The organism is Streptomyces sp. NPDC007084, assembly GCF_040703595.1.
Classification (GTDB): Bacteria; Actinomycetota; Actinomycetes; order Streptomycetales; family Streptomycetaceae; genus Streptomyces.
On record NZ_JBEYFY010000001.1, the window covers coordinates 346,116 to 369,976 of the forward strand.

At 72.1% G+C, this 23,861-nt stretch carries 22 protein-coding genes and 1 tRNA gene; 11 read left to right on the forward strand and 12 right to left on the reverse strand.

Features of this window, described 5'->3' with window-relative positions:
• Positions 1-22 precede the first annotated feature (22 nt).
• From AB0912_RS01635 to AB0912_RS01645, 3 genes are all read right to left on the reverse strand, one after another.
• Complete coding sequence (locus AB0912_RS01635) at positions 23-1,564, reverse strand: Stp1/IreP family PP2C-type Ser/Thr phosphatase (protein ID WP_366695549.1); 1,542 nt, start codon at positions 1,562-1,564, stop codon at positions 23-25.
• 125 nt (positions 1,565-1,689) lie between these two features.
• Positions 1,690-2,217 carry an FHA domain-containing protein gene (locus tag AB0912_RS01640; protein ID WP_366695551.1) on the reverse strand — a complete coding sequence of 176 codons (528 nt, stop codon included), beginning with the start codon at positions 2,215-2,217 and terminating at the stop codon, positions 1,690-1,692.
• A gap of 10 nt (positions 2,218-2,227) precedes the next feature.
• Entirely contained in the window at positions 2,228-3,076 is an 849-nt protein-coding gene (locus tag AB0912_RS01645) for a DUF3662 and FHA domain-containing protein (RefSeq protein ID WP_366695553.1), read from the reverse strand.
• A 578-nt stretch (positions 3,077-3,654) separates the two neighbouring features.
• On the opposite strand from AB0912_RS01645, the gene AB0912_RS01650 reads away from it, so the two are divergent.
• Both AB0912_RS01650 and AB0912_RS01655 read left to right on the forward strand, forming a co-directional pair.
• Positions 3,655-3,738 (forward strand) — tRNA-Leu (locus tag AB0912_RS01650).
• 434 nt (positions 3,739-4,172) lie between these two features.
• Positions 4,173-5,135: a hypothetical protein gene (locus AB0912_RS01655; RefSeq protein WP_366695555.1), complete on the forward strand. Its 963-nt coding sequence runs from the start codon at positions 4,173-4,175 to the stop codon at positions 5,133-5,135.
• A 153-nt stretch (positions 5,136-5,288) separates the two neighbouring features.
• Here the strand turns inward: AB0912_RS01655 and AB0912_RS01660 are convergent, their stop codons facing one another.
• Positions 5,289-5,942, reverse strand: a complete 654-nt coding sequence (locus AB0912_RS01660; RefSeq protein ID WP_366695557.1) for an NAD(P)H-dependent oxidoreductase — start codon at positions 5,940-5,942, stop codon at positions 5,289-5,291.
• Positions 5,943-6,253: 311 nt separating this feature from the next.
• Here AB0912_RS01660 and AB0912_RS01665 point away from each other — a divergent pair, with 311 nt between their 5' ends.
• The 4 genes from AB0912_RS01665 to AB0912_RS01680 all read left to right on the forward strand — a co-directional run bounded on the left by AB0912_RS01665 (position 6,254) and on the right by AB0912_RS01680 (position 10,808).
• A complete protein-coding gene (locus tag AB0912_RS01665; protein WP_366695559.1) occupies positions 6,254-6,625 on the forward strand; it encodes a helix-turn-helix domain-containing protein in 372 nt (123 codons plus the stop codon).
• Positions 6,626-7,279: 654 nt separating this feature from the next.
• Entirely contained in the window at positions 7,280-8,674 is a 1,395-nt protein-coding gene (locus tag AB0912_RS01670; RefSeq protein WP_366695561.1) for a DUF2252 domain-containing protein, read from the forward strand.
• A 335-nt stretch (positions 8,675-9,009) separates the two neighbouring features.
• The gene (locus tag AB0912_RS01675; RefSeq protein ID WP_366695563.1) at positions 9,010-10,218 is read left to right on the forward strand and encodes a hypothetical protein; all 1,209 of its coding nucleotides are present in this window, start codon (positions 9,010-9,012) and stop codon (positions 10,216-10,218) included.
• A gap of 242 nt (positions 10,219-10,460) precedes the next feature.
• Positions 10,461-10,808 (forward strand): rhodanese-like domain-containing protein, encoded by a 348-nt coding sequence (locus AB0912_RS01680; protein ID WP_366695565.1) that lies wholly within the window; start codon positions 10,461-10,463, stop codon positions 10,806-10,808.
• A 32-nt stretch (positions 10,809-10,840) separates the two neighbouring features.
• Here the strand turns inward: AB0912_RS01680 and AB0912_RS01685 are convergent, their stop codons facing one another.
• The 6 genes from AB0912_RS01685 to paaA all read right to left on the reverse strand — a co-directional run bounded on the left by AB0912_RS01685 (position 10,841) and on the right by paaA (position 15,823).
• Positions 10,841-11,974, reverse strand: coding sequence for an acyl-CoA dehydrogenase family protein (locus AB0912_RS01685; protein ID WP_366695567.1), 1,134 nt, complete (start codon positions 11,972-11,974; stop codon positions 10,841-10,843).
• Positions 11,975-12,083: 109 nt separating this feature from the next.
• The gene (locus AB0912_RS01690; RefSeq protein WP_366695569.1) at positions 12,084-13,148 is read right to left on the reverse strand and encodes a 2Fe-2S iron-sulfur cluster-binding protein; all 1,065 of its coding nucleotides are present in this window, start codon (positions 13,146-13,148) and stop codon (positions 12,084-12,086) included.
• Positions 13,148-13,777, reverse strand: a complete 630-nt coding sequence (paaD, locus tag AB0912_RS01695; RefSeq protein WP_366695571.1) for a 1,2-phenylacetyl-CoA epoxidase subunit PaaD — start codon at positions 13,775-13,777, stop codon at positions 13,148-13,150. The genes AB0912_RS01690 and paaD overlap by 1 nt, the downstream gene beginning before the upstream one ends.
• On the reverse strand, positions 13,771-14,490 hold the full coding sequence (gene paaC, locus AB0912_RS01700) for a 1,2-phenylacetyl-CoA epoxidase subunit PaaC (protein ID WP_366695573.1): 720 nt from the start codon (positions 14,488-14,490) through the stop codon (positions 13,771-13,773). The genes paaD and paaC overlap by 7 nt, the downstream gene beginning before the upstream one ends.
• The gene (gene paaB, locus AB0912_RS01705) at positions 14,487-14,774 is read right to left on the reverse strand and encodes a 1,2-phenylacetyl-CoA epoxidase subunit PaaB (RefSeq protein WP_339130486.1); all 288 of its coding nucleotides are present in this window, start codon (positions 14,772-14,774) and stop codon (positions 14,487-14,489) included. The genes paaC and paaB overlap by 4 nt, the downstream gene beginning before the upstream one ends.
• Positions 14,771-15,823, reverse strand: a complete 1,053-nt coding sequence (paaA, locus tag AB0912_RS01710) for a 1,2-phenylacetyl-CoA epoxidase subunit PaaA (RefSeq protein ID WP_366695575.1) — start codon at positions 15,821-15,823, stop codon at positions 14,771-14,773. The genes paaB and paaA overlap by 4 nt, the downstream gene beginning before the upstream one ends.
• 270 nt (positions 15,824-16,093) lie before the next feature.
• Here paaA and AB0912_RS01715 point away from each other — a divergent pair, with 270 nt between their 5' ends.
• From AB0912_RS01715 to AB0912_RS01725, 3 genes are read left to right on the forward strand one after another with little or no spacing between them, the layout of a single operon-like run.
• Positions 16,094-17,134, forward strand: coding sequence for a DUF5819 family protein (locus tag AB0912_RS01715; protein WP_366695577.1), 1,041 nt, complete (start codon positions 16,094-16,096; stop codon positions 17,132-17,134).
• Entirely contained in the window at positions 17,131-18,363 is a 1,233-nt protein-coding gene (locus tag AB0912_RS01720) for an HTTM domain-containing protein (RefSeq protein ID WP_366695579.1), read from the forward strand. The genes AB0912_RS01715 and AB0912_RS01720 overlap by 4 nt, the downstream gene beginning before the upstream one ends.
• Positions 18,360-19,109: a TrmH family RNA methyltransferase gene (locus AB0912_RS01725; RefSeq protein ID WP_366695581.1), complete on the forward strand. Its 750-nt coding sequence runs from the start codon at positions 18,360-18,362 to the stop codon at positions 19,107-19,109. The genes AB0912_RS01720 and AB0912_RS01725 overlap by 4 nt, the downstream gene beginning before the upstream one ends.
• 46 nt (positions 19,110-19,155) lie before the next feature.
• Here the strand turns inward: AB0912_RS01725 and paaN are convergent, their stop codons facing one another.
• Entirely contained in the window at positions 19,156-20,868 is a 1,713-nt protein-coding gene (gene paaN, locus AB0912_RS01730; RefSeq protein WP_366695583.1) for a phenylacetic acid degradation protein PaaN, read from the reverse strand.
• 148 nt (positions 20,869-21,016) lie between these two features.
• On the opposite strand from paaN, the gene AB0912_RS01735 reads away from it, so the two are divergent.
• Positions 21,017-22,531, forward strand: a complete 1,515-nt coding sequence (locus AB0912_RS01735) for a 3-hydroxyacyl-CoA dehydrogenase (protein ID WP_366695585.1) — start codon at positions 21,017-21,019, stop codon at positions 22,529-22,531.
• A complete protein-coding gene (locus AB0912_RS01740) occupies positions 22,528-23,118 on the forward strand; it encodes a TetR/AcrR family transcriptional regulator (protein ID WP_366695587.1) in 591 nt (196 codons plus the stop codon). The genes AB0912_RS01735 and AB0912_RS01740 overlap by 4 nt, the downstream gene beginning before the upstream one ends.
• 212 nt (positions 23,119-23,330) lie before the next feature.
• Here the strand turns inward: AB0912_RS01740 and AB0912_RS01745 are convergent, their stop codons facing one another.
• Complete coding sequence (locus AB0912_RS01745) at positions 23,331-23,861, reverse strand: Lrp/AsnC family transcriptional regulator (protein ID WP_366695589.1); 531 nt, start codon at positions 23,859-23,861, stop codon at positions 23,331-23,333.

Sequence of the window (23,861 nt, forward strand, 5' to 3'; positions counted from 1 at the left end):
GTGACAGGGCCCCTCACGGCTCTTACTGCTTACCGCACAGCGAGACCAGCTTCTGCTCCTCGTCGGAGAGGCTGGGGCCGGGTGTGGGAGTGGGTGCGGTCGTGGACTGGGAGGACGAAGGTGCCGGGCTCGACGCGGTCGGGCTCGGGGCGGACGTGGCCTTGGACGTCAGGGAGGTCTTCGTGGTTCCCGTGGTCCCGCCGGCCTCGCCCGCACCGGACTTCGCGTTGTTGTCGCTCTCGGCCGCGCGGCGCTGCGCGTCCTTCTTGCACGCGGAGGCCTGCACGGACAGCTCGTCGATCTTCGTCCGGGCGTCGTCGAGGCCGCCCTCGGCGATGGTCTCCTTGACCTGCTTCTGCTGGTACGGCGGCAGGTACTTGAGTTCGATCTCGGGGTGGTCCTTCTCCACCTTCGAGAGCGACACCCAGGCGAGGTCCTGGCTGATGCCGCGGTACAGGGCCACGTGCTCGCCCTTGGTGCCGACGTAGTACTGCGTCTGCGTCCAGCGGTAACCGCCGTACAGGCCACCGCCGATGACGGCGAGTGCCAGGACGCCGTAGAAGGATCTCTTCAGCCACCGGCGGCCCTTGCGCGGCTTGACGAAGTCCTCGTCCGAGTAGTCGCCGAAGCCGCCCGTGGAGACGTAGCCGGTGGTGTCGCCGCTGCCGGGCGGGCCGAACTCGCCGCCACCGCCCTGCCCGGGGACCGGGCGGCCGAGGCTGGAGGCGCGGCCGGCGGGGGTCTGCATCGCGCCGTTGTCGTGCAACTGGTGCTGGTTCTCGGCGACGGCGCCGACCACGACCGGCGTGTCCGAGAGCTGGGCGGCGAGGGTGTCGCCGGAGTCGATGTCGAGGACGTCGGCCACGATGACGGTGATGTTGTCCGGGCCGCCGCCGCGCAGCGCGAGCTGGATGAGGTCCTGGACGGTCTCCTGCGGGCCCTGGTAGCTCGCCAGGGTCTCTTCCATCGTCTGGTGGGAGACGACGCCGCTGAGGCCGTCGGAGCAGATCAAGTAGCGGTCGCCGGCGCGGACTTCGCGGATGGACAGGTCCGGCTCGACGTGGTCGCCGCTGCCCAGCGCGCGCATCAGCAGGGAGCGCTGCGGGTGGGTGGTGGCCTCTTCCTCGGTGATGCGTCCCTCGTCGACGAGGCGCTGCACCCAGGTGTGGTCCTGGGTGATCTGCGTGAGCACGCCGTCGCGCAGCAGATAGGCGCGGGAGTCGCCGACGTGGACCAGGCCGAGGCGCTGGCCCGTCCACAGCAGGGCGGTGAGCGTGGTGCCCATGCCCTCCAGCTGCGGGTCCTCCTCGACCATCAGCCGGAGCTGGTCGTTGGCGCGCTGCACGGCGGTGCCGAGCGAGGTGAGGATGTCGGAGCCGGGCACGTCGTCGTCGAGGGCCACGATGGTGGAGATCACCTCGGAGCTGGCGACCTCACCGGCGGCCTGGCCGCCCATCCCGTCGGCGATCGCGAGCAGCCGGGGACCGGCGTAGCCCGAGTCCTCGTTGCCCTCGCGGATCATGCCTTTGTGCGATCCGGCGGCGAAGCGCAGTGACAGACTCATGCGCACCTCGCCCGTCGGCTCCGGGTACATCCGCACGGTGCCCACCCTCCGGTCGGGAGCGCGCCGGCGTCCACCACGTGGACCGCCGCGTGCTCGCTCCGCTCGCGCTCATTCATGACGTGGCACTACTTCCGCAGCTCGATGACTGTCTTGCCGATGCGGATCGGCGCGCCCAGCGGAACGGGCGTGGGAGTCGTCAGCCGGTTCCGGTCGAGATACGTGCCGTTGGTGGAGCCGAGGTCCTCGACGATCCACTGGCCGTCCCGGTCCGGGTAGATCCTGGCATGCCGGCTCGACGCGTAGTCGTCGTCCAGCACGATGGTGCTGTCGTGGGCCCGGCCCAGCGTGATGGTCTGCCCCTGGAGGGCGACGGTCGTGCCCGTGAGGGTGCCCTCCGAGACGACCAGCTTGGTCGGGGCGCCCCGGCGCTGCCGGCCGCCGCCGCTCGGTGGCGGCTGCTGCTGGCGCTGCTGCGGAGGCGCGGCCTGCCGCGCGGCCTGCTGAGGCCGTCCGGCGGCCTCCCGGCGCGAGCCGCGCTGTGTGACGCGCGTTCCGAACAGGTCGCTGCGGATGACCTGCACGGCCACGATCACGAACAGCCACAGTACGGCCAGGAAACCCAGCCGCATGACCGTGAGGGTCAGCTCTGACATTGCCCCCGCTTCACCCTTCGGCTTGCCGGTAAATGATGGTGGTGCTGCCCACGACGATCCGCGAGCCGTCGCGGAGCGTAGCGCGGGTGGTGTGCTGCCCGTCCACCACGATGCCGTTGGTGGACCCGAGATCCTGGATCGTCGAGGGCGTTCCGGTCCGGATCTCACAGTGCCGGCGGGATACGCCGGGGTCGTCGATCCGCACGTCGGCTTCGGTGCTGCGGCCCAGCACGAGCGTCGAGCGGGAGATCTGATGGCGGGCGCCGTTGATCTCCACCCAGTGCCGCGTACGGGCACCGGCCGCCGGAGCGGCCGGGGGCCGGGCACCCATGGGTGCCGCGCCCGGACGGCCGCCGGGCGGCGGCGCGGACGGCATGGGGGGAGCCGCCGCGGGCGGGTAGCCGTAGCCACCCTGGGCGCCGCGGGGTGCCGCCGGGGCCGGTGCCGGACCCGCGGGGGCCCGCTCCGGGGACTGCTGGTTGGCGGAGGAGGCGAGCGTACGGCTGCGCACCCGGTAGAGACCGGTGTCGAGGTCGTCCGCCTTCTCCAGGTGGACCTTGATGGGGCCCATGAAGGTGTAGCGCTGCTGCTTGGCGTAGTCGCGGACCATGCCGGCCAGCTCGTCGCCCAGCTGTCCGGAGTACGGGCTGAGGCGCTCGAAGTCCGGCGTGCTCAGCTCGACGATGAAGTCGTTGGGGACGACGGTCCGGTCGCGGTTCCAGATCGTGGCGTTGTTGTCGCACTCACGCTGCAGCGCTCCGGCGATCTCCACGGGCTGGACCTCGGACTTGAACACCTTGGCGAAGGTGCCGTTGACCAGACCTTCGAGACGCTGCTCGAACTTCTTCAGGACTCCCATGGGGCACCTCCTCCTGCGTAGCCGTCCTGGTACAGCTTGCTGTCGTCTGCCTGATCCTGCTGGCCTTGCTGGTACTGCTTACTGATCGTATCCACGCGTCGGGAAATCGGCTGGTTCCCCCTGTCGGCCCGGTCGACAGGTTGTCGACGCCTTCGGAAGTCCCCTCCGCACGTTCCCTGAGAGGCCCCTCTTCGAACTCTTCCCGGCACTACTCGTGCCATGGATCGTAGAGGCGCCCCGCGACCAGTGTCCCGCACCTGACTGTGCGGCCCGTCCGGCTTCTGGGGAGATGCGCAGGACCGGTACGAGGTTGATACGTGAACCGCTTCTGTCTGAGACGTGTGAGGCGGACCGCTGTCCCGGTGACCGCGCCGGCGCCCTCCGGGGAGGCGGTGACGCGGGGCACGGGCCGGGCGCCGCACGGGCACCGCGCCCGCGGACGCCGCACGCCGGGGCGGTGGAGGGCGGGTGCCGGGGGCGGGGGAAAGGGATGTGATTCCACCCCGGACAGCGTGCTAATCTTCTGGATGTCGGCAGGCGCTCGCACCACTCGGTGAGAGACGGACGACACACCCAATGCGCGGGTGGCGGAATAGGCAGACGCGCTGGATTCAGGTTCCAGTGCCCGAAAGGGCGTGGGGGTTCAACTCCCCCCTCGCGCACAGCGCGGCACCGAGGTCAGGTGCTGCGGAGCAGTGACGAAGCGGTCCTCATCGTGATCACGATGAGGACCGCTTCTTTTGTCGTCCTGTTCTCGCCCCGGTGTCACTGTGGTCAGTGCCGACGGTGTGATTTTCCTGTCGGTGTGAGGTCTCTCTCACCGGGAGCCGAGGTGGCCTGTGGGGATCCGGGCGGTCTCGCCTTGTCCGACGTTCACACAAGACGACCGCCGTCGAGATCAACTCGCGTACGCTTCCTGGGGACTTGGACACACAGGGGGAGGCGGCGCGCTGTGAGACGCGGGGGTGCTCGGCCGGTCGTGGCCGTGGGGCTGGTGGTCCTTGCGGGGGTGACGGCGGGCTGCTCCTCGGGGGAGGGGTCCGCGCGCGGGGCGGGTGCGGCTTCCTCTCCCCACCCATCCGCACCCGTCATCAGCGTGGCGGAGGCCGGGCGGGTCTTCGGACGGTACGACCGTACGAACGCGGCCGCCGACGCCGGCCTCGACAGCTCGGCGATCCGTGAGGTGCAGACCGGAGTCCTGCTGAAGGAGTCGCTCGCCGCCTACGACATCCACCGCAGGGCGAAGACCAAGGACCAGGTTTCCCGCCTGACCCGGCCCCGGTTCCTGATCCCGGCCGCGGACGCCTCCCACCCCTACCCGCGCTACTTCGCGGTCCTGAGCAAGAGGAAGGGAGACGAGGACGACCGTTCCTCGTCGCTCTTCTACTTCACGCAGACGCAGGCGAAGGGGCCTTGGAAGGCCACCGCGGCCACCTGGGCGGTGACGGACCCTGTCGCATCACCCTCGCCCTCGGCGGCGACGCCGACTCCCTCTCCCACCAAGGACGGCACCTCCATAAACGTCCAGCCGAAGCGACTTCCCGAGGTGAGTGAAGGTCCCTCCGGGACGGCACGGTTGTCGGCCACGGCGGCGGCCGACCGAGCCGTGTGCCACAGCTTCGCCGACTACCTCAGCTTCGCACCCCCGCACGGGCGGCCCGCCGACGACCGCTTCACCGAGGGCGGCTTCACCAGCGGGCTCGTCCGGTACTTCAACGGCTGGGCGAACCGGGCCCTTGAACGCACCATGAACTACACGACGACCGGCGCGGATCTTCCCGTGTTCCGCCTGTCCACCAAAAGCTCCCTCGTCGCCTGCACATACGTCCGCGAACACCGTGTCTCGGGTGCGGGCGCAGGCGGCACGGTCCGCTTCGACAAGGGCTCGGACACCGACGTGCTGCTCGGCGGGGGCGGCCGGGAATGGCGGAGTGTGCGGGAAGTCGGCAGCATGACGGCGCTGATCGAGGTGCCGGCCCGGAAGGGCGCACCGGCCACCGTCCTGGCGTGCGATTGCTATGCCCCGCAACCCCTGTCGGCGACCGGTGTCCGTCCCTGAGGAGCCCCGTGGGGGTGAAGCGTGAGGGGCCCCGTGGGGGTGAGGCGTGAGGAGCCCCGTGGGGGTGAAGCGCGACGACTTCGTGGTCGATCACACACATAGAGCCCGCAGGGTCCGGGCGCAGCCCTGCGGGCTCTCGTGTGGTGAGCGTGGTTACGCGGCGATGCGCTGGGCGATGTCCTTCGCCTTGGTGGCCGCGTCCTGGAGGGCCTTGTCGCGGGAGGCCTCGAAGAGGGGGACCAGCTCGGTCATCCCCGGGTTGTGCGGGGCCATGGTCAGCTCCGGGACGATGAAGTCGACCTCCAGGCCGAGCATGTCGCCGAGCACGGCCTCCAGGTAGTTCTGCACGTACTCGTAGCCCTCGCGCGGGGTGCCCGGCGCGTAGGAGCCGCCACGGCTGGCGACGACGGTCACCGGCGTGCCCTTCAGTTTCGAGTCCTCGGCCATGGCCGTGCGGCCGACCAGCACCACGTTGTCCAGCCATGCCTTGAGGGTCGAGGGGATGGAGAAGTTGTACATCGGGGCGCCGATGAGGATCGCGTCCGCGTTCTCCACCTCCTCGATGAGCTTCACGCGCGCGGCGAAGGCCTCGGCCTGCTCCGGGCTGTGGGTGTCCGGGGCGGCGAATCCGGCGGTGTGGGCCTCGGCGGTGATGTGCGGCACCGGCTCGGCGGCGAGGTCGCGGTAGACGACGGTGCCGGCGGGGTGCTGCTCCAGCCAGGCGGCGCGGAAGGCGTCCGTGACGACACGGGAGGCGGAGGCGCTGCCCGGGAGAACGGACGAGTCGATGTGGAGGAGGGTGGCCATGGGGATCTCCAAGGAGAGTGTGGGGTGGACCGGTGGACCGGTGGAGCCCGCGAGCCCGGGGAGGGCCGTTGGGGCGGAGCCCCTGCGGGCTCCTGGTGCAGAGCCCGGTCCGTTCGGTCCGGGCTCCTGGTGCCGAGCCCGGTCCGTTCGGTGCGGACGGGCCCGGGCGGGGCTGTGGAAACGGATCCAGGGCAGGGCGGAGCACGTGCGGCGCCGCGATGCCTGGAGGGCTTCTCATTCGTACCTAACTAGAGATAACACAGCTACTTACTTTTTTTCATCCCATTGTGTGGGCGCAGTACCCTGGAGGCATGGCAGAACCGGGAAGCCACGACGCGGGACCGTGCCAGAAGGTCGACGACGGCATGACCCGTGTCTTCGCGCTGCTCGGCAAGCGCTGGACTGGCCTGGTCGTGGCCGTTCTCATGCAACATCCGGTCCACTTCGCCGAGTTGCGCAGAGCGATCCCCGGCATCAGCGAGCGGATGCTCTCCGACCGGCTCACCGAACTGGCCGTGGCCGGCCTGGTCGTGCGCGAGGTCAGCGAGGGGCCGCCGCTGCGGGTCGCCTACCGGCTGACGGAGGCGGGAGCGGCCCTGGAGCCCGCGCTCAAGGAACTGGGCTCCTGGGCGGAGACGCATCTGCCCGGGGGCGGGCAGTGTCCGGGGGAGCTGCGGAAGTAGGGGAGCTGCGGAAGCGGGCGTCGGGCGGGGTGTTCGGGGTGTTCCGGGCGGGTGCTCGTTGGTTGTGTTCCGGGCGGTCCTGCGTTGGGTCCGGGCGGGACAGCTGCTGGTTCGGGGCCTGGTAACCGCCGGTTCTGGGCCTGGCATCCGCTGGTCGGGGGCGGGAGATCCGCTGGTTCGAGCGGGCGGTGGCGGGTCCGCGGTGTGGCCGCGGCGGAGTTTTCCACAGGGTCTGACGCGTTTTCGCGACCGGTTGTACGGTCAGCACGGATCGATGACTGATGTTCGTGCGCGGGGGAGGCGGTCGTGATGGCCGAGGTCGGTACAGCGGGGGCGGAGCGGCAGGCGGACCGGGCGGTCGAGGCCGTGCCGGAGGGGGCGCCGGAAGCGGGCCGATCCGCAGGGGGCGTATCCGTAGCGGGCGTTTCCGTGGGGGGTGTCTCCGCGGAGGGCGTCTCTGGTGTCTCCGCGGAGGGTGTACGGGAGGACGGCGGAGGGCGGGCGGAGGTGCCTTCGGCCGGGTGGACGGACGGGGTGCTTTCGGCTGGGCGGGCGGACGGGGTGCCTTCGGCCGGGCAGGCGGAGAAGGTGCGCTCGGCGGGGAGGGCGTCGCTGCCCTCGGTGGTGTCCTTGTCCGAGCGGCGCCCGGGCGCCGTGAGCGCCACGAGCCGGGGATTCGACATCCCGGGATTCGCGGCCTGGCCGGTGCAGGGGTCGCCCAAGTCGGAGGGGAAGGCCCTGCGGGTGCGCGTGCCGCGCGCGGCGCACGCCGAGCTGACGACGGACGCCGGCCGGCCCGACGCCGTGTCCGCGGTCGAGGAGTCCAACCACGGCCGGATCCCCGCGCTCACCCCGATCCGGGTCGGCAGAATGGCCGCCACCCCCTTCGCCTTCCTGCGCGGCTCGGCCGGCCTCATCGCGTACGACCTCGCCCGCACCCCCATGACCGGCGTCAGCGCGCAGATCTGCGGTGACGCGCACGCGGCGAACTTCGGCCTGTACGGCGACGCGCGCGGCGGCCTGGTCATCGACCTGAACGACTTCGACGAGACGGTGTACGGCCCCTGGGAGTGGGATCTCAAGCGGCTCGCCACCTCCCTCGTGCTGGCCGGAAGGGAGGCCGGCGCGGACGAGGACACCTGCCGTGCCGCCGCCTACGACACCGTGGGCGCCTACCGCCGCACCATGCGCCTGCTGGCCAAGCTGCCGGTGCTGGACGCCTGGAACGCCATCGCCGACGAGAAGTTGGTCTCCCACGCCGACGCCCACGATCTGCTCGGCACCCTGGAGCGGGTGTCGGAGAAGGCGCGGGCCAACACCAGCGGGCGGTTCGCGGCCCGGTCGACGGAGGCCGTGGAGGGCGGCGGGCGCCGGTTCGTGGACGCGCCGCCCGTGCTGCGCCGGGTGCCCGACGCGGAGGCGGCGGCGGTCGCCGCCTCGCTGGAGCACTATCTGACGACCCTGCCCGAGGACCGTCTCCCGCTGCTCGCCCGCCACGCCGTGCACGACGTCGCCTTCCGTGTCGTCGGCACGGGCAGCGTCGGCACCCGCTCCTACGTCGTGCTGCTGCTCGACCACCGCGGCGAACCGCTCGTCCTCCAGGTGAAGGAGGCCCGCCCCTCGGCGCTGCTGCCCCACCTGGCGACGGCCGGGCACCGGACTCCCGAGGTGACGCACGAGGGCCGCCGGGTCGTCCTCGGCCAGAAGCGGATGCAGGTCGTGAGCGACATCCTGCTCGGCTGGACCTCGGTCGACGGTCTGCCTTTCCAGGTGCGCCAGTTCCGCAACCGCAAGGGCAGCGTCGACCCCGCGGCACTGGCCGCGGACCAGATAGACGACTACGGCCGGATGACCGGTGCCCTGCTGGCCCGCGCCCACAGTCACAGCGTCGATCCGCGGCTCATCTCCGGTTACTGCGGAAAGAAGGAGGAGCTGGACGAGGCCATCGCCTCCTTCGCCGTCGCCTACGCGGACCGCACGGAGGCCGACCACGCGGCTCTGGTCGAGGCCATCAGAGCCGGCCGGATCGCCTCCGAGCCGGGTGTGTGAACGACGGGACGGGTGTCCGAGCGAGACGCGATGGGCGCGTGGTCCCGGCTGGCGCCGGGTGCCGGTGCCGGTACCCGGCGGTGACACCGGCGTGGCGACCGGGACGGTCGGCATGGTCAGGGCGGTCGGGATGACTGGGGTCGTCGCGGTCGTCGGGGTCGGCTCGGTGGTTGCGGTCGTCGGGTCGTCGGGGTCGGCTCGGTGGTTGCGGTGGTTGCGACTGCCGGGGCGGTTGGGGTCTTTGGGGGCATTGTGGCCGGTCAGGTGGCCGGCGAGGCGGGCGGAGAGATGGGGAAGACCGTGAGCCGTGGGGGAGCGTGGCCTACGCTGGTCGGGTGACGACCCCGGAAGCCGATCAGAGCCAGTCCGAGCCCACCTTCGAGGGGGGCCCGGAACAGTCCGGTGCTCCGGGCGGCGTTCCGGCGGGCGAGACGCCCCAGGCCTCCCGGACCTCCCAGGCCTCTCCTGGCGAGGGTGGCGGCCTCTCGGACGGCGAGGTCACGGACGGTTCTGCCGGTGCGAGCGGTGCCCATGCCGGTGCCGGCGGTTCTGCCGGTGCGAGCGGTGCCCATGCCGGTGCCGGCGGTTCTGCCGGTGCGGGCGGCGCGGGCGCGGGTGACTCCGGTGCCGACGCTTCGTCCGGTGCGGGCGATCCGGGTGCCGGTGACTCCGGTGTCGGCGGCTCAGGTGCGGGTGCGGGCGCGGCCGACGGTGGGGCCGGGGACCAGGGTGCCGCCTCGGGGGCGGGCCCGAGCGGGGACGACCGGCCCGAGGCTCGGCTCGAACGGGCCGTGCGGGCCGCCGAGCAGGCGTTGATCGAGTTCGAGATCGCCGTGGAGACCTTCCGCGTCGAGGTCGACAATTTCTCCCGTCTGCACCACCAGAAGCTCGGCCCGATGTACTCCCGGCTCGACGAACTGGACGCCGACATCGCCGAGGCCCGTGCGGCCCGCACCGATGACGCCGAGGACCGGCGCAAGGCCGAGGAGGCGCGGGCGCGAGTCATGCCCATGCCCGGCGTCGAGGAGCTGCTGCACGGCTGGATGGACTCGGAGGGCCTGTTCCCCGAGGCCGTGGCGATGCTCACCGAGCAGCCCGTGCGGCCCCCGCAGCGGGTGCGCCCGAGCGAGGAGGCCCGCAAGCTCTTCCGTGAACTGGTCCGCAAAGCCCACCCCGACCTCGCGCAGGACGAGGGCGAGCGCAAGCGCAGGGACGAGTTCATCTCCCGCGTGAACACCGCGTACGCCCGGGGCGACGAGGCGCTGCTGAGCGAACTGGCCGCCGAGTGGGCCGCAGGGCCCGCGCCCGAGGAGTGGAAGCCGAGCCGCAGCGAGGAGCTTTACGCCCGGCTCGAATGGCTCGCCCAGCGCAAGGAGATGCTCACCTTCGTCGCCCGCGAACTGGAGGAGAGCGCCATCGGAGCCATGCTCAAACTGGCCCCGGAGGACCCGGACCGGCTGCTGGAGGAGATCGCCGAGCAGCTCCTGACGCAGGTCGGCGAGCGCGAGGCCGAGCTGGCGGCACTGATCGCCCAGGCTCCCTGAGCCAGAGAGCCCAAGTTCCCTGAGCCTCCGATCCCGGACTCCCTGAGCCTCCGATCCCGGACTCCCTGAGCTTCCGAGCCGGGCCCCTGATCCTCCTCCGGGCTGGTCACTCTTGGGACTCCGGGCCGGGGCCTCTGAGGCTTCGAGCTGGATACCTCTGCTCCTCCGGACCCGGGACCTCCGAGGCTTCGCCGGCGAGACTCCTGAGCCGTGCCCTGGCTCGGTCGGGTAGCGTCGGAGGCATGAGTTTCGGAGCTGGTGTGCCCACCGTCGGGGTCGACAATCTCACCGTCGACGACTTCCTGCTGGACGTCCGGGAGAACGACGAGTGGGAGGCAGGTCATGCCGAGGGGGCGCTGCACATCCCCATGAGCGAATTCGTCGCCCGGTACGGCGAGTTGACCGAGGCGGCCCCGCAGGACGGCCGGGTCAACGTGATCTGCCGTTCCGGTGGCCGCTCGGCCCAGGTCACGCAGTACCTGGTCCAGCAGGGCATCGACGCGGTGAACGTCGACGGCGGCATGCACACCTGGGAGGCCGCGGGCCGCCCGGTCGTGAACGACAAGGGCGAGCCCGGCTTCGTGCTGTAGCCGGCGAACCGGGCTTCGTGCCGTGGCCGCAGTCAGCTCAGGGGATGCGCCGCCAGCAGGTCGCCGAGGGCTTCCTCGTGGGCGGCCGCCGGGCCCAGGGACAGCTCGAGGTGCTTGGCCCAGGCGTGGTAGCGGTGCAAGGGGTAGTCGGTGTCGGCGCCGAACCCGCCGTGCAGGTGCTGGGCGGTCTGCACGACCCGGCGGACCCCCTCCGACGCCCAGATCTTGGCGACGGCCACGTCCGCGGAGGCCGGGAGCGCGCCGCCGGCCTCCGCGCTGATCCGCCAGGCAGCCTGCCAGAGCGTCGCCTCCATCGCCCGCAGGTCGATGTAGCGGTCGGCGGCCTGCACGGCGACCGCCTGGAACGTCGCGACCGGGAACCCGAACTGCTCCCGCTTGCCCGTGTATTCACTCGTCATCCGCAGGACCGCCTCGCCGAGGCCCAGCGCCTGCGCGCAGACGCCGGTGGCCAGTAGCTCCCGCAGCCACTCCCAGGCGCCCTCCGCCTCGATGACGTCCCCGGAGGCGATCCGGGCGGATTCCAGCCGCAGTTGGCCGAGCCGCTCGCCGGTCGTGGAGATCTGCTCGGCGAGCGCGGCCCCTTCGGTGTCCCGGGGGACCAGGGCGAGGACGGTCCGGCCGGTCTCGGTGTGCGCGGGAACGACGACGATGTCCGCTCCATAGGCCCAGGGAACCGCCGTCTGCACGCCGTCCAGCACCCACCCGTCGCCGCCCCGCCGCGCGGTCACGGCACGCTCGGCCGGTTCATGGCCGGTCCGGCCGCTCGCGGCGACGGTCAGCACGAGATCGCCCCGGCCCGCCCGCGCGAGCAGCTCGGCCTTCAACTCCGGTCCGCCGTACCGCTGTACGGCCAGCGCCGCCGCGCCGCTCTCCAGCAGCGGCACCCGTGCCAGCACCTTCGCCGACTCCCGCAGCACCAGGCACAGGGCGATCGCGTCGAGGCCCGCCCCGCCGTACTCCTCGTCGAGCAGCAGGCTCAGCAGATCCGCGTCGGCGAGCTTCGCCCACAGGGGCCGGTCGAAGTCCTCGGCGACGGCACCCTCGGTGAGCGCGGGACTCGGGACGCTGTCCGGGGCGACCCCGGCGAACACCGCCTTCGCCGCCTCGACCGCCGCCTGCTGCTCCTCGGTGAAGGTGAAGTCCACGATCCCGTCCTCCCGCACGCACCGGACCACCGACCAGACAGGAAGCCTGATCTGACGGAGCGTCAAGATAGAACAGGTTCTATGAGATGAGAAGGGAGTGATGCCCGCCTCAGCGGTCGAAGTCCAACTCGACCTGTTCCGTGGACGGGTGGGACTGGCAGGCCAGGACATAGCCCGCTTCCGTCTCCTCCGGTTCCAGGGCGAAGTTGCGGTCCATCCGCACCTCCCCCGAGACCAGGAAGGCGCGGCAGGTCCCGCACACCCCGCCCTTGCAGGCGTAGGGGGCGTCCGGGCGGTTGCGCAGCACGGTGTCCAGCAGGGACTCGCCGTCCTGGACGGGCCAGGTGCCGCCGCGCCCGTCGAGCCGTGCGGTCACCGTGCTGTGGGCGGGCGCCGGTATGACCGAGACGGTCGGTGTGCCCGCGTCCACATGGAAGATCTCCTGGTGGATCAGCGCCCGGGACACCCCGAGGCCGCGCAGCGCCCGCTCGGCGCCCTCCACGAGGCCCATCGGCCCGCACAGGAACCAGCCGGCCACCTGGTCGACGGGGAGCATCGCGGGGAGCAGGCGGGTCAGCCGCTCCCGGTCGAGCCGGCCGGACGGGAGTCCTGCCTGCTGTTCCTCCCGGGAGAGGACCGTCACGAGCTGGAACCGCTGCGGATAGCGGTCCTTGAGGTCCGCGACCTCCTCCAGGAACATCGTCGACGCCGAGGTGCGGTCGCTGCGGATCAGGCAGAACCTGGCGTCAGGGCGGTGGGCGAGGAGCGTCGCGGCGATCGACAGCACCGGGGTGATCCCGCTGCCGCCCACCACCGCCGCGTAGAGACCGGGTGAGGGCTCCAGCGTGAAACGTCCCGCCGGAGTCATCACCTCCACCTCGTCCCCGACGGCGAGTTCCTTCAGGGCGTGGGTCGAGAACACGCCTCCGTCGACCAGGCGCACGCCGACCCGCAGGGTGCGGGGGGCCTCGCCGCCTGGGCCGGGTGCCGGTGAGCAGATCGAGTAGGTGCGCCGCATGTCCGCCCCGTCAATGGTGCGGCGCAAGGTGAGGTGCTGGCCGGCCGTGTGCCGGAAGTCCTCGCGCAGTTCGGCGGGCACCGCGAAGGTCAGGGCCACGGAATCGTCGGTGATCCGGTCGACCGCGGCCACCGGGAGCGGGTGGAAGCGGGCCATCACAACTCCTTGAAGTGGTCGAACGGTTCGCGGCACGACAGACAGCGGCGCAGCGCCTTGCACGCGGTGGACGAGAAACGGCTGAGCAGTTCGGTGTCGGCCGATCCGCACAGGGGGCAGCGGACGGGCTCCAGGCCGGGGGCGGTGGCTTCCGCACCGGGTCCGGCGCCGGGCCCCGCCGCGAGCCCGGCTTCGGGTGCCGTGCCGGGTGCGGGTGCGGGTGCGGGTCCAGTGCCGGTGCCGGTGGCCGTGCGGGTGGCGCCCAGGGACAGCGTCACCGGTCCCGTGGGCCGGCCGCCGCGCGGCGGTGCGATGCCGAACTCCCGCAGTTTGCGGCGGCCTTCGTCGGAGATGTCGTCGGTGGACCAGGCGGGGCTGAGCACGGTGCGTACGGACACGTCCCGTATCCCGTGCTCGTGCAGCACCCGCTCGATGTCCGTGGACATGGCCTCGATGGCCGGGCAGCCCGTGTACGTCGGGGTCAGCTCCACCTCGACCGCGTCCGTGCCGTGCAGGTGCACCGCGCGGACCACGCCCAGCTCGTCCAGGGTGAGGACGGGCAGCTCGGGGTCGGGCACCGAGCCGGCCAGCCGGCGCAGCTCCTCCTCCAGGGCGGTGGCCGTCACCATGACGCCCCCGGGTGACTGCGGTGCAGGTGCTGCATCTCGGCGAGCATCCGCCCGAAGGACTCGGTGTGGACCCCCTGCCGTCCGGCCCCCGCCGTCCAGGCGCCGGCCTGCGGTCCGTCGGGAACGGAGAGGGTGGCCCGGCGCAGGACGTCCGTCACGGACTCCAGCCAGGTGCCGCGCATACCGTCCCAGTCGGCGTCGAGGCCTTCGACGGGCTGGAACATCTCGCCGGTGAAGCGCCACAGCGCCCGGCAGGCCTGGTCCATGCGCTCGTGGCTGACATCCGTGCCGTCGCCGAGGCGCAGCGTCCACTGCTCGGCGTGGTCCTGGTGGTAGGCGACCTCCTTGACGGCCTTCGCGGCCAGCGGGGCGAACTCGCCGTTCCCGGAGGCCAGCTCGGCGTACAGGAGCCGCTGGTAGGTGGAGAAGTAGAGCTGGCGCGCGATGGTGTGGGCGAAGTCGCCGTTCGGCTGCTCGACGAGCTGGAGGTTGCGGAAGGAGCGCTCCTCGCGCAGATACGCCAGCTCGTCCTCGTCGCCGGCCAGGGACAGCAGCAGCCGGGCCTGGCCGAGCAGGTCCAGCGCGATGTTGGCCAGGGCGACTTCCTCTTCGAGGACGGGTGCGTGGCCCGCCCACTCCCCCAGGCGGTGCGAGAGCACCAGGGCGTCGTCGCCGAGGGCCAGCGCGGCGGTGGTGTTCACGGTGGTCGTCACAGGTGCTTCACCCCTTCCGGGATCTCGTAGAACGTCGGGTGGCGGTAGGGCTTGTCGGCGGAGGGCTCGAAGAAGGGGTCCTTCTCGTCGGGCGAGGAGGCCGTGACGGCGGCGGACGGGACGACCCAGATCGATACGCCCTCGCCGCGGCGCGTGTAGAGGTCGCGCGCGTTGCGCAGCGCCAGCTCGGCGTCGGGGGCGTGCAGGCTGCCGGCGTGGGTGTGCGAGAGCCCGCGGCGCGAGCGCACGAAGACCTCCCACAGAGGCCACTCGGTGTTCGTCATGCTCGGGTCGCTCCTGTCTCACCGGGCGTCCTCGCGGCGCCGCCGGTCGCGTTCGCATGCTTCCGGGCGTAGGCCGCGGCCGCCTCCCGGACCCAGGCGCCCTCCTCGTGGGCGGTCCGGCGCTGGGTGATCCGCTGTTCGTTGCACGGGCCGTTGCCCTTGAGGACCTCGCGGAACTCCGCCCAGTCGATGGCGCCGAAGTCGTGATGCCCCCGCTCCTCGTTCCACACGAGGTCCGGGTCGGGCAGGGTCAGGCCGAGGGACTCGGCCTGCGGGACGCAGATGTCCACGAAGCGCTGGCGCAGTTCGTCGTTCGAATGGCGCTTGATCTTCCAGGCCATCGACTGCGCGGAGTGCGCGGACTCGTCGTCGGGCGGGCCGAACATCATCAGGGAGGGCCACCACCAGCGGTCCACCGCGTCCTGCGCCATCGCGTGCTGCTCGGCGGTGCCCCGGCTCAGGGCCAGCAGCAGCTCGTACCCCTGGCGCTGGTGGAAGGACTCCTCCTTGCACACGCGGACCATGGCGCGCGCGTAGGGGCCGTAGGAGCAGCGGCACAGGGGGACCTGGTTGGTGATCGCGGCGCCGTCCACGAGCCAGCCGATGGCGCCGACGTCGGCCCAGGTCAGCGTCGGGTAGTTGAAGATCGACGAGTACTTCTGGCGGCCGGAGTGGAGCTTGTCCAGCAGCTCGTCGCGGCTCGTGCCGAGCGTCTCCGCCGCGCTGTACAGATACAGGCCGTGGCCGGCCTCGTCCTGGACCTTGGCCATCAGGATCGCCTTGCGGCGCAGGGACGGCGCGCGGGTGATCCAGTTGGCCTCCGGCTGCATGCCGATGATCTCGGAGTGGGCGTGCTGCGCGATCTGCCGGACCAGGGTGGACCGGTAGGCGTCGGGCATCCAGTCGCGGGGCTCGATCCGCTCGTCCGCCGCCACCGCCGCGTCGAAGACCGCCTCGTACGCCGCTGTGCGGGCGGCTTCCCCGGCCGCTTCCCCGGCGGTTTCGCCCGCCTGTGCGCGGGCCGTGTGGTGCGCTGCTGCTGTCGCCATGCGGTCCCCCTCGACCTCTCACTCCCGACCGACCGATCGTTCGGTCCGCTCGCAACAATGGTCGGTCGCGCGCCGTAAGGTGTCAACCGCTGTGGATAACCTCGTGGGCGTCCGCGTGGCCGGGGTGCCGCGTGGGGCTGGGCCCGGCGGCCGGGGCCGAGTACGTTCGGCCGCGAAACGCCGTGGTGAGGTGCGACGGGGCGGTACGGTGCCCGCGGTCAGGCAACCGACAGCCGGCGGCCGGATTTCGGGATCGTTGATCGGGGCGGAATGGACGCGAACGACGAGGACTCCACGACCGGGTCCGGCCCGGACGTGCCCGACGGCGCGCGTCGCCTCGCGCGTCGCCCCTCGTCGGACACCGGTCCGGCCGACGGGCCCGGGGCCGGGGCCGGGGCCGGGGCCGGACAGAGCGTGGGGCGCGGGGCCGTGCCCCAGCAGGGCCGGCTCGGGCGGGCCGCCGAGAAGAAGCCCTTTCCCGATGTGTCGGTGACCCAGGCCGCGGCGCCCGATGTGTCGGCGGCCCAGGCCGAGGCTTCCGATGTGCCGGTGACCCAGACCGCGGGGCCCGCCGGGCGCGCCCGCCAGGCCCCTCCCACCTCGCACAGCGCGCCGCCGGACGCCGGCGACGGGCCGGAGCCGCCGGTGCCCGCGGGCCTCGCCGCCCTCTCGCCGCGCTACCAGGTCGCCGCCGCCCTCGCGCTCGCCCTGGTCGCCGTCGTCACCGGTGTGCACCTCGGGATGGTGTTCCTGCACGTGGCGCCCTCGAACACGGTGTCGAAACAGCACGGCCGGGTGATCGACGACTGGATCTACCCGGAGTTCGAGCAGAACTGGAAGCTCTTCGCGCCCAACCCGCTCCAGCAGAACATCGCCGTCCAGGTCCGCGCCCTGGTCCGGGCCGCCGACGGCACCAGCCGCGAGACCGGCTGGTACGACCTGTCGGCGCTCGACGGCCGGGCCATCGACGGGAACCCGCTGCCGAGCCACACCGAGCAGAACGAACTGCGCCGCGCGTGGGACTTCTACGTCGGCACGCACGACGCCCAGAACCGCCCCGTCGGCCTGCGCGGCGACCTCTCCGAGCGCTATCTGCGCCGTATCGCCGTGCTGCGCCTCGGCCGCGAGCACGCGGGCGGCCCGGGTGCCGCCGTCCAAAGCGTCCAGTTCCGCTCCCGTACGACCAATGTGCCGCCTCCCCGGTGGAGCGACGAGAAGGCGTCCGGCAAGCCGGTGGTCCGGGAGCTGCCCTGGTGGCAGGTTCCGGCGGCCGATCGCGCGGGCCGTCCGGCGGAGGCGAGCGCCCGGTGAACCGCATCGCCCCGGCCGTCTCGCGCGGCATCGCCCGGGTCACGGAGTCGGCGCTCGGCCCCTACCAGAGCGCCGTGATCCGCATCGGCTTCGCCGCCACCTGGCTGCTGTTCCTGCTGCGCGAGTACCCCCACAGGCAGGAGCTGTACGGACCCGACGGGCCCTGGAGCTGGGATCTCGCGCAGCGGCTCGTCGCGAGCAACCACGCCTTCACCGTCCTGCTGTGGTCCGACGGCCGGGTCTGGTTCGAGACCGTCTACGGGCTCGCCGTCCTCTCCAGCGTCCTGCTCCTCGTGGGGTGGCGGACACGGACGATGTCCGTCCTCTTCATGATCGGCGTGCTGTCCCTGCAGAACCGCAGTGTCTTCATGGGGGACGGCGGGGACAACGTCCTTCATCTGATGTCGATCTACCTGGTGTTCATCCGCTGCGGCCGGGTGTGGTCCCTGGACGCGCGCCGGGAGCGCCGCGCGCACGGGGCACGCGCGCGTGGCGCCTGGGCGGGCCCGGACCGGGCCGGGCCCGCGCTGTGGGGGGTGCTCGGGGTCCTGCTGGTGGCGGCGACGGCCGCCGGGCGGATCGAAGGGGGCCGGCTCGGCGGCTGGTTCACGGTCTTCTGGGGGCTGTGGGCCGTCCAGGGCGTGTGGTGGGCGGTCTGCCGTTCCGGGCGGACCAGCGAGCCTCGCGTACTGCTGGACGTTGTCGCCAACCTCGTGCACAACGCGGCCCTGTTGATCGTCATGGCCGAGGCGTGCCTGATCTACGCGACCGCCGGCTGGTACAAGGTCCAGGGTTCGCGCTGGCAGGACGGCACCGCCGTCTACTACCCGCTGCACCTCGACTACTTCTCGCCCTGGGGGGCCCTGTCCGACCTGCTGTCCGCGCACGGAACGCTCGTCATGCTGGCCACCTACGGCACGGTGATCATGCAGGTCGCGTTCCCCTTCACCCTGTTCAACCGGCGGGTCAAGAACGTCCTGCTGGTGGCCATGATGACCGAGCACGCGGTGATCGCCGTCGTCCTCGGGCTGCCGTTCTTCTCGCTCGCGATGATCGCCGCCGACGCGGTGTTCCTGCCGACGGCCTTCCTGCGCCGCCTCGGCGGCTGGACGGCACGCGCGCGTGGACGCCTGTTTTCCCGGGGCGGCCCCGCGGTGCCGGGGCCCAGGGAGCCCGAGGCGGGCGTGCCGGAGGGGGCCGCGCAGACGCACGTAGGCTTCACGGCATGAACGACCCCGTACGTGTCTGGCGCCGGCTCGCCGACGATTCCGTCCTGCTCGACGGCTTCCACGCCCTCAAGCACGCGCTGCGCTTCGGGACCGACATCCCGGTCGCGGTCACCACGGACCGGCGGGCCGCGCTGGAGCTGGCGGCGAACCTCGCGCCCGACGTCCGCGCGGGCCTCGACAGCCTGCTGGCCGAGGTCCCGGAGGCCACGTTCGCCGGCCTGCTGACCCGCCCGCACCCCACCTCGGTGGCCGCTCTCGCCGTACGCCCCTCCCGGGCCGCCAACCTGGAGAGGCTGACCCGCACACCCCGGACCGCGCCCGTCGTCGTGCTCGACGATCCGCGCAACCTCGGCAACGCCGGAGCGGTGATCCGGCTGGCCGCGGGCTTCGGCGCGACCGGCGTGGTCACCACGGGAACCCTCGACCCCTGGCACCCCACGGTGGTCCGCGGCGGTGCCGGTCTGCACTTCGCGACCGCCGTGGAACGCGTGACGGTGGACGAACTGCCGCCCGGCCCGGTTTTCGCGCTCGACCCGGAGGGCGAGGACATCCGCGGCGCGAAGATCCCCGACGACGCGGTGCTCGCGTTCGGCTCGGAGCGCAGCGGGCTGTCCGCCGCGCTGCGCGAGCGGGCCGACCATCTGGTGGCCCTGCCGATGCGCCCCCAGGTCTCCAGCTACAACCTCGCGACCAGTGTGGCCATGACGCTGTTCCACTGGAGCACGACCGGGGGCGCCCCCGCCTAGGCGCTCTGGAGCCCGGGGAGCGCCTGTTCGGCGGCGCCCCCGGGGCTCACGCCTCCCGGCGCACCTCGACCACCCGGAAGCGGTTCGCGACGAACGCGCCGTCGCACAGGGCCGCGTTCGCCGCGCCGTTCCCACCCGAACCGTGGAAGTCCGAGAACGCGGCCGTCTGGTTGACGTAGACCCCGCCCGTCAGGTTCAGGGAAAGCTGCGCGCACTCCTCCAGGCAGGCCTCGCGCACCTCGCGCTCGACCTCCTCGTCGGTGGTGTACGCGCCGACGGTCATCGCGCCCTTGTCCCTGATCGTGCGCCGCAGCAGCTCCACGGCGTCCGCCGCCGAGTCGACCGCGACGGCGAAGGAGACCGGGCCGAAGCACTCGCTCATGAAGGCGGCCTCGTCGGCGCCCTCGGCGCCGTCCCAGTACTTGCGCGCGCCGTCGAGCTTCACGATCACCGGGGTGCGCACGACGGCGTCCGGGAACTCGGGGTTATCGATCTCCCGTGACGGCAGGGCGACTTCGCCCAGTCCGGCGGCGGCCTCCAGGCGGGCCTTCACGTCCGGGTTCACGATGGCGCCCAGCAGCGCGTTCGCCCGCGCGTCGTCGCCGAGCAGGCCGCCGACCGCCTTCGCGAGGTCGGTGACCACCTCGTCGTACGACTTGGGGCCCTCGTCCGTGCGGATGCCGGCGCGGGGGATCAGCAGGTTCTGCGGGGTGGTGCACATCTGGCCGCTGTAGAGCGACAGGGAGAACGCCAGGTTGGACAGCATCCCCTGGTAGTCGGCGGTCGACTCCACGACCACCGTGTTGACGCCGGCCTTCTCCGTGTAGACCTGCGCCTGGCGGGCGTTGGCCTCCAGCCAGTCGCCGAACTCGGTGGAACCGGTGTAGTCGATGATCCGGATCTCGGGGCGGGTGGCCAGCGTCTTCGCGATGCCCTCGCCGGGGCGCTCGGCGGCCAGCGCCACCAGGTTCGGGTCGAAGCCCGCCTCGGCGAGCACCTCGCGCGCCACCCGCACGGTGAGCGCGAGCGGCAGCACCGCGCGCGGGTGGGGCTTGACCAGCACCGCGTTACCGGTGGCCAGGGAGGCGAACAGGCCCGGATAGCCGTTCCACGTAGGGAAGGTGTTGCAGCCGATCATCAGCGCGATGCCGCGCGGGACGGGCACGAAGTCCTTGGTCAGCGCGAGCGGGTCGCGCTTGCCCTGGGGCTTGGTCCACTCCGCGGTGTCGGGGGTGCGGACCTGCTCCACGTACGCGTACGCCACCGCCTCCAGGCCGCGGTCCTGGGCGTGCGGTCCGCCCGCCTGGAACGCCATCATGAAGGCCTGGCCGCTGGTGTGCATGACCGCGTGCGCGAACTCGGGGGTGCGGTCGCTGATCCGCTTGAGGATCTCCAGACAGACCACGGCACGGATCTCCGCGCCCGCGTCCCGCCAGGCGCGCTGCCCGGCGCGCATCGCGGGCAGCAGCGTGTCGACGTCCGCGTGCGGATACGTCACGCCCAGCTCGATGCCGTACGGCGAGATCTCGCCGCCGACCCAGTCGTCCGTGCCCGGCTGTCCCAGGTCGAGGCGGGTGCCCAGCAGGGCGTCGAAGGCGGCCTTGCCCTCGGCCAGGCCGAGACTGCCGTGCTCGCCGTACGCCTTGGGGTGCTCGGGGTGCGGGGACCAGTACGCGCGCGTGCGGATCGCTTCCAGCGCCTGGTCCAGGGTGGGCCGGTGCTGGGCGATGAGCTGGTGCGCGGTGAGTTCGGCGGCCATCAGGGACCAACTCCTCGTCTCAGGGGCTCTTCGTCGAGTCCGCGAGCTGGGCAGGAAGGGACAGTCAGGGTTAGAGTAACCGAACGATCGGTCGGGACAAGGGGGTCCGCCGCATCTGTGGAAAACCCCGTGCGGGAGGATCGCGCACATGACAGCACTCGACCTCAGCAGCCCCGTGGCAGTCGTCGGAACCGGCACCATGGGCCAGGGCATCGCCCAGGTCGCGCTGGTGGCGGGCCACCCCGTGCGGCTCTACGACGCGGCTCCCGGGCGGGCCGAGGCGGCGGCCGAGGCGATCGGCGCCCGGCTCGACCGGCTCGTCGCCAAGGACCGGCTCACCGGCGACGAGCGGGACGCCGCCCGGGCCCGGCTCCGGCCCGCCGCGGCTCTCGCCGACCTCGCGGACTGCACGCTCGTCATCGAGGCGGTGCTCGAACAACTCGACGTCAAGCAGGGCCTGTTCAGCGACCTGGAGGACATCGTCGGGGACGACTGCCTGCTCGCCACGAACACCTCCTCCCTGTCCGTCACGGCCATCGGCGGCGCGCTGCGCAACCCGGGCCGGCTGGTCGGACTGCACTTCTTCAACCCCGCGCCCCTGCTGCCGCTGGTCGAGGTGGTCTCCGGGTTCGCGACCGACGTCACCTCCGCCACGCGCGCGTACGAGATGGCCCGCGCCTGGGGCAAGACGCCCGTCGCCTGCGCGGACACGCCCGGCTTCATCGTCAACCGCATCGCGCGGCCCTTCTACGCCGAGGCGTTCGCGGTCCACGAGGCGCAGGCCGCCGACCCCGCCACCATCGACGCGGTGCTGCGCGAGTCGGGCGGCTTCCGGATGGGCGCCTTCGAACTGACCGACCTGATCGGCCAGGACGTCAACGAGTCGGTCACCCACTCCGTGTGGCAGTCCTTCTTCCAGGACGTGCGGTTCACGCCCTCGCTCGCCCAGCGCAGGCTGGTCGAGTCGGGCCGGCTCGGCCGCAAGACGGGCCACGGCTGGTACGACTACGGGGACGACGCCGAGAAGGCCGAGCCGCACACCGCGGAGAAGGCCGAGGCGCCCGCCTACGTCGTCGCCGAGGGGGACCTGGGCCCCGCCGCCGCGCTCCTCGACCTGATCCGCGAGGCGGGCATCCCGGTCCGCGAGGACGAGGAGGACCACGGCACCCGCCTGGTGCTCCCCGGTGGCGGCCAGCTCGTCCTGGCCGACGGACAGACCTCGGTGGAGTTCCGCGACGTCGTCTACTTCGACCTCGCGCTCGACTACCGCAAGGCGACCCGTATCGCCCTGTCGGCGTCCCAGGACACCGCTCCCCGGACGCTGTCCGAGGCCATCGGGCTCTTCCAGGCGCTCGGCAAGGACGTGAGCGTCATCGGGGACTGCCCCGGCATGATCGTCGCCCGCACGGTCGCCCGGATCGTCGACCTCGCGCACGACGCCGTCGCCAAGGGCGTCGCCACCGAGGAGGACATCGACACCGCGATGCGCCTCGGCGTCAACTACCCTCTGGGCCCCTTCGAATGGAGCCGCAGGCTCGGCACGAACTGGTCCTACGACGTCCTGGACGAACTGCACGTGCGCGACCCCTCCGGGCGCTACGCGCCGTCCCTGGCGCTCTACCGTCACGCGTACGCCACCGAGAAGCGCGAGGGCACCCCATGACCACCGCCAAGCGCGACACATACACCCCGGAGACGCTTCTGTCCGTCGCCGTCCAGGTCTTCAACGACCGCGGCTACGACGGCACCTCCATGGAGCACCTCTCCAAGGCGGCCGGCATCTCCAAGTCCTCGATCTACCACCACGTCGCCGGCAAGGAGGAGCTGCTGCGCCGCGCCGTGAGCCGGGCGCTGGACGGCCTCTTCGGGATCCTCGACGAGGAGCACGCGCGCGTGGGGCGTGCCGTGGAGCGCCTGGAGTACGTCGTGCGGCGCATGGTCGAGGTGCTCACCTCGGAACTGCCCTATGTGACGCTGCTGCTGCGCGTGCGCGGCAACACCGACACCGAGCGGTGGGCCCTGGGGCGGCGCCGCGAGTTCGACCACCAGGTCGCCGAACTCCTGAAGGCCGCGGCTGCCGAGGGGGACGTACGCGCCGACGTGGAGGTCCGGCTCGCGACCCGGCTGGTCTTCGGAATGATCAACTCACTCGTGGAGTGGTACCGGCCCGACGCGCGGGGCATGGGCGCGCGCGAGGTCGCCGACGCGGTGGTGGTCCTGGTGTTCGGGGGGCTCCGGAAGGAGTCCTGAGAACTGAGACTCCGCTGAGCGCCCTGAGATGGCGGCAGGGGGCTCGGACGGCCCCGACGGCGGACGGCGATGACCCGAACGGGTGAGCGCCGGACCGGACGATCCTCCGTGAGCCGTGAGCCGTGAGCCGTGAGCCGTGAGCCGTGACCCGTGACCCGTGAGCCGCCGGGCAGCGGGGCCGCCGGGTGACTCGGAGGGCCGGTCGGCCCGGGTCAGTTCTCCGGCTCCAAGTACTCCTCCTCGAAGACGAGCAGCGTCCTGCTGCTGAGCACCTCCGGGATGGCCTGGAGGCGGGTGAGCACCAGCTCGCGCAGGGCCCGGTTGTCGGGGGTGTGCACCAGGAGCAGGACGTCGAAGTCCCCGCCGACCAGGGCGATGTGCGAGGCGCCGGGGAGCACCCGCAGCTGCTCGCGCACGGTGCGCCAGGAGTTCTGCACGATCTTGAGCGTGATGTACGCCGAGGTGCCCTGACCGGCGCGTTCGTGGTCGACGCGAGCCCCGAAGCCGCGGATCACGCCGTCCTCGATGAGCCGGTTGATGCGCGCGTAGGCGTTGGCCCGGGACACGTGGACCCGCTCGGCGACGGACCGTATCGAGGCGCGGCCGTCCGCCTGGAGCATCCGGAGGATGTCCCGGTCGATCGCGTCGAGCGGCCGGGGGGGCGGCTCGGCGGGTCCGGGTCCGGGTCCGGACGGGACGGCGGGGCCGGGCTCCGGCGGCTCGGCCATTTGTTCAGGTGCCAT

Coding starts and splice junctions, on each gene's coding strand:
- AB0912_RS01635 (WP_366695549.1), bottom strand. CDS start 1,564: ATGAGTCTGTCACTGCGCTTCGCCGCCGGATCGCACAAAGGCATGATC.
- AB0912_RS01640 (WP_366695551.1), bottom strand. CDS start 2,217: ATGTCAGAGCTGACCCTCACGGTCATGCGGCTGGGTTTCCTGGCCGTA.
- AB0912_RS01645 (WP_366695553.1), bottom strand. CDS start 3,076: ATGGGAGTCCTGAAGAAGTTCGAGCAGCGTCTCGAAGGTCTGGTCAAC.
- AB0912_RS01660 (WP_366695557.1), bottom strand. CDS start 5,942: ATGGCCACCCTCCTCCACATCGACTCGTCCGTTCTCCCGGGCAGCGCC.
- AB0912_RS01665 (WP_366695559.1), top strand. CDS start 6,254: ATGGCAGAACCGGGAAGCCACGACGCGGGACCGTGCCAGAAGGTCGAC.
- AB0912_RS01680 (WP_366695565.1), top strand. CDS start 10,461: ATGAGTTTCGGAGCTGGTGTGCCCACCGTCGGGGTCGACAATCTCACC.
- AB0912_RS01690 (WP_366695569.1), bottom strand. CDS start 13,148: ATGGCCCGCTTCCACCCGCTCCCGGTGGCCGCGGTCGACCGGATCACC.
- paaD (WP_366695571.1), bottom strand. CDS start 13,777: ATGGTGACGGCCACCGCCCTGGAGGAGGAGCTGCGCCGGCTGGCCGGC.
- paaB (WP_339130486.1), bottom strand. CDS start 14,774: ATGACGAACACCGAGTGGCCTCTGTGGGAGGTCTTCGTGCGCTCGCGC.
- paaA (WP_366695575.1), bottom strand. CDS start 15,823: ATGGCGACAGCAGCAGCGCACCACACGGCCCGCGCACAGGCGGGCGAA.
- AB0912_RS01715 (WP_366695577.1), top strand. CDS start 16,094: ATGGACGCGAACGACGAGGACTCCACGACCGGGTCCGGCCCGGACGTG.
- AB0912_RS01725 (WP_366695581.1), top strand. CDS start 18,360: ATGAACGACCCCGTACGTGTCTGGCGCCGGCTCGCCGACGATTCCGTC.
- paaN (WP_366695583.1), bottom strand. CDS start 20,868: ATGGCCGCCGAACTCACCGCGCACCAGCTCATCGCCCAGCACCGGCCC.
- AB0912_RS01735 (WP_366695585.1), top strand. CDS start 21,017: ATGACAGCACTCGACCTCAGCAGCCCCGTGGCAGTCGTCGGAACCGGC.
- AB0912_RS01740 (WP_366695587.1), top strand. CDS start 22,528: ATGACCACCGCCAAGCGCGACACATACACCCCGGAGACGCTTCTGTCC.
- AB0912_RS01745 (WP_366695589.1), bottom strand. CDS start 23,861: ATGGCACCTGAACAAATGGCCGAGCCGCCGGAGCCCGGCCCCGCCGTC.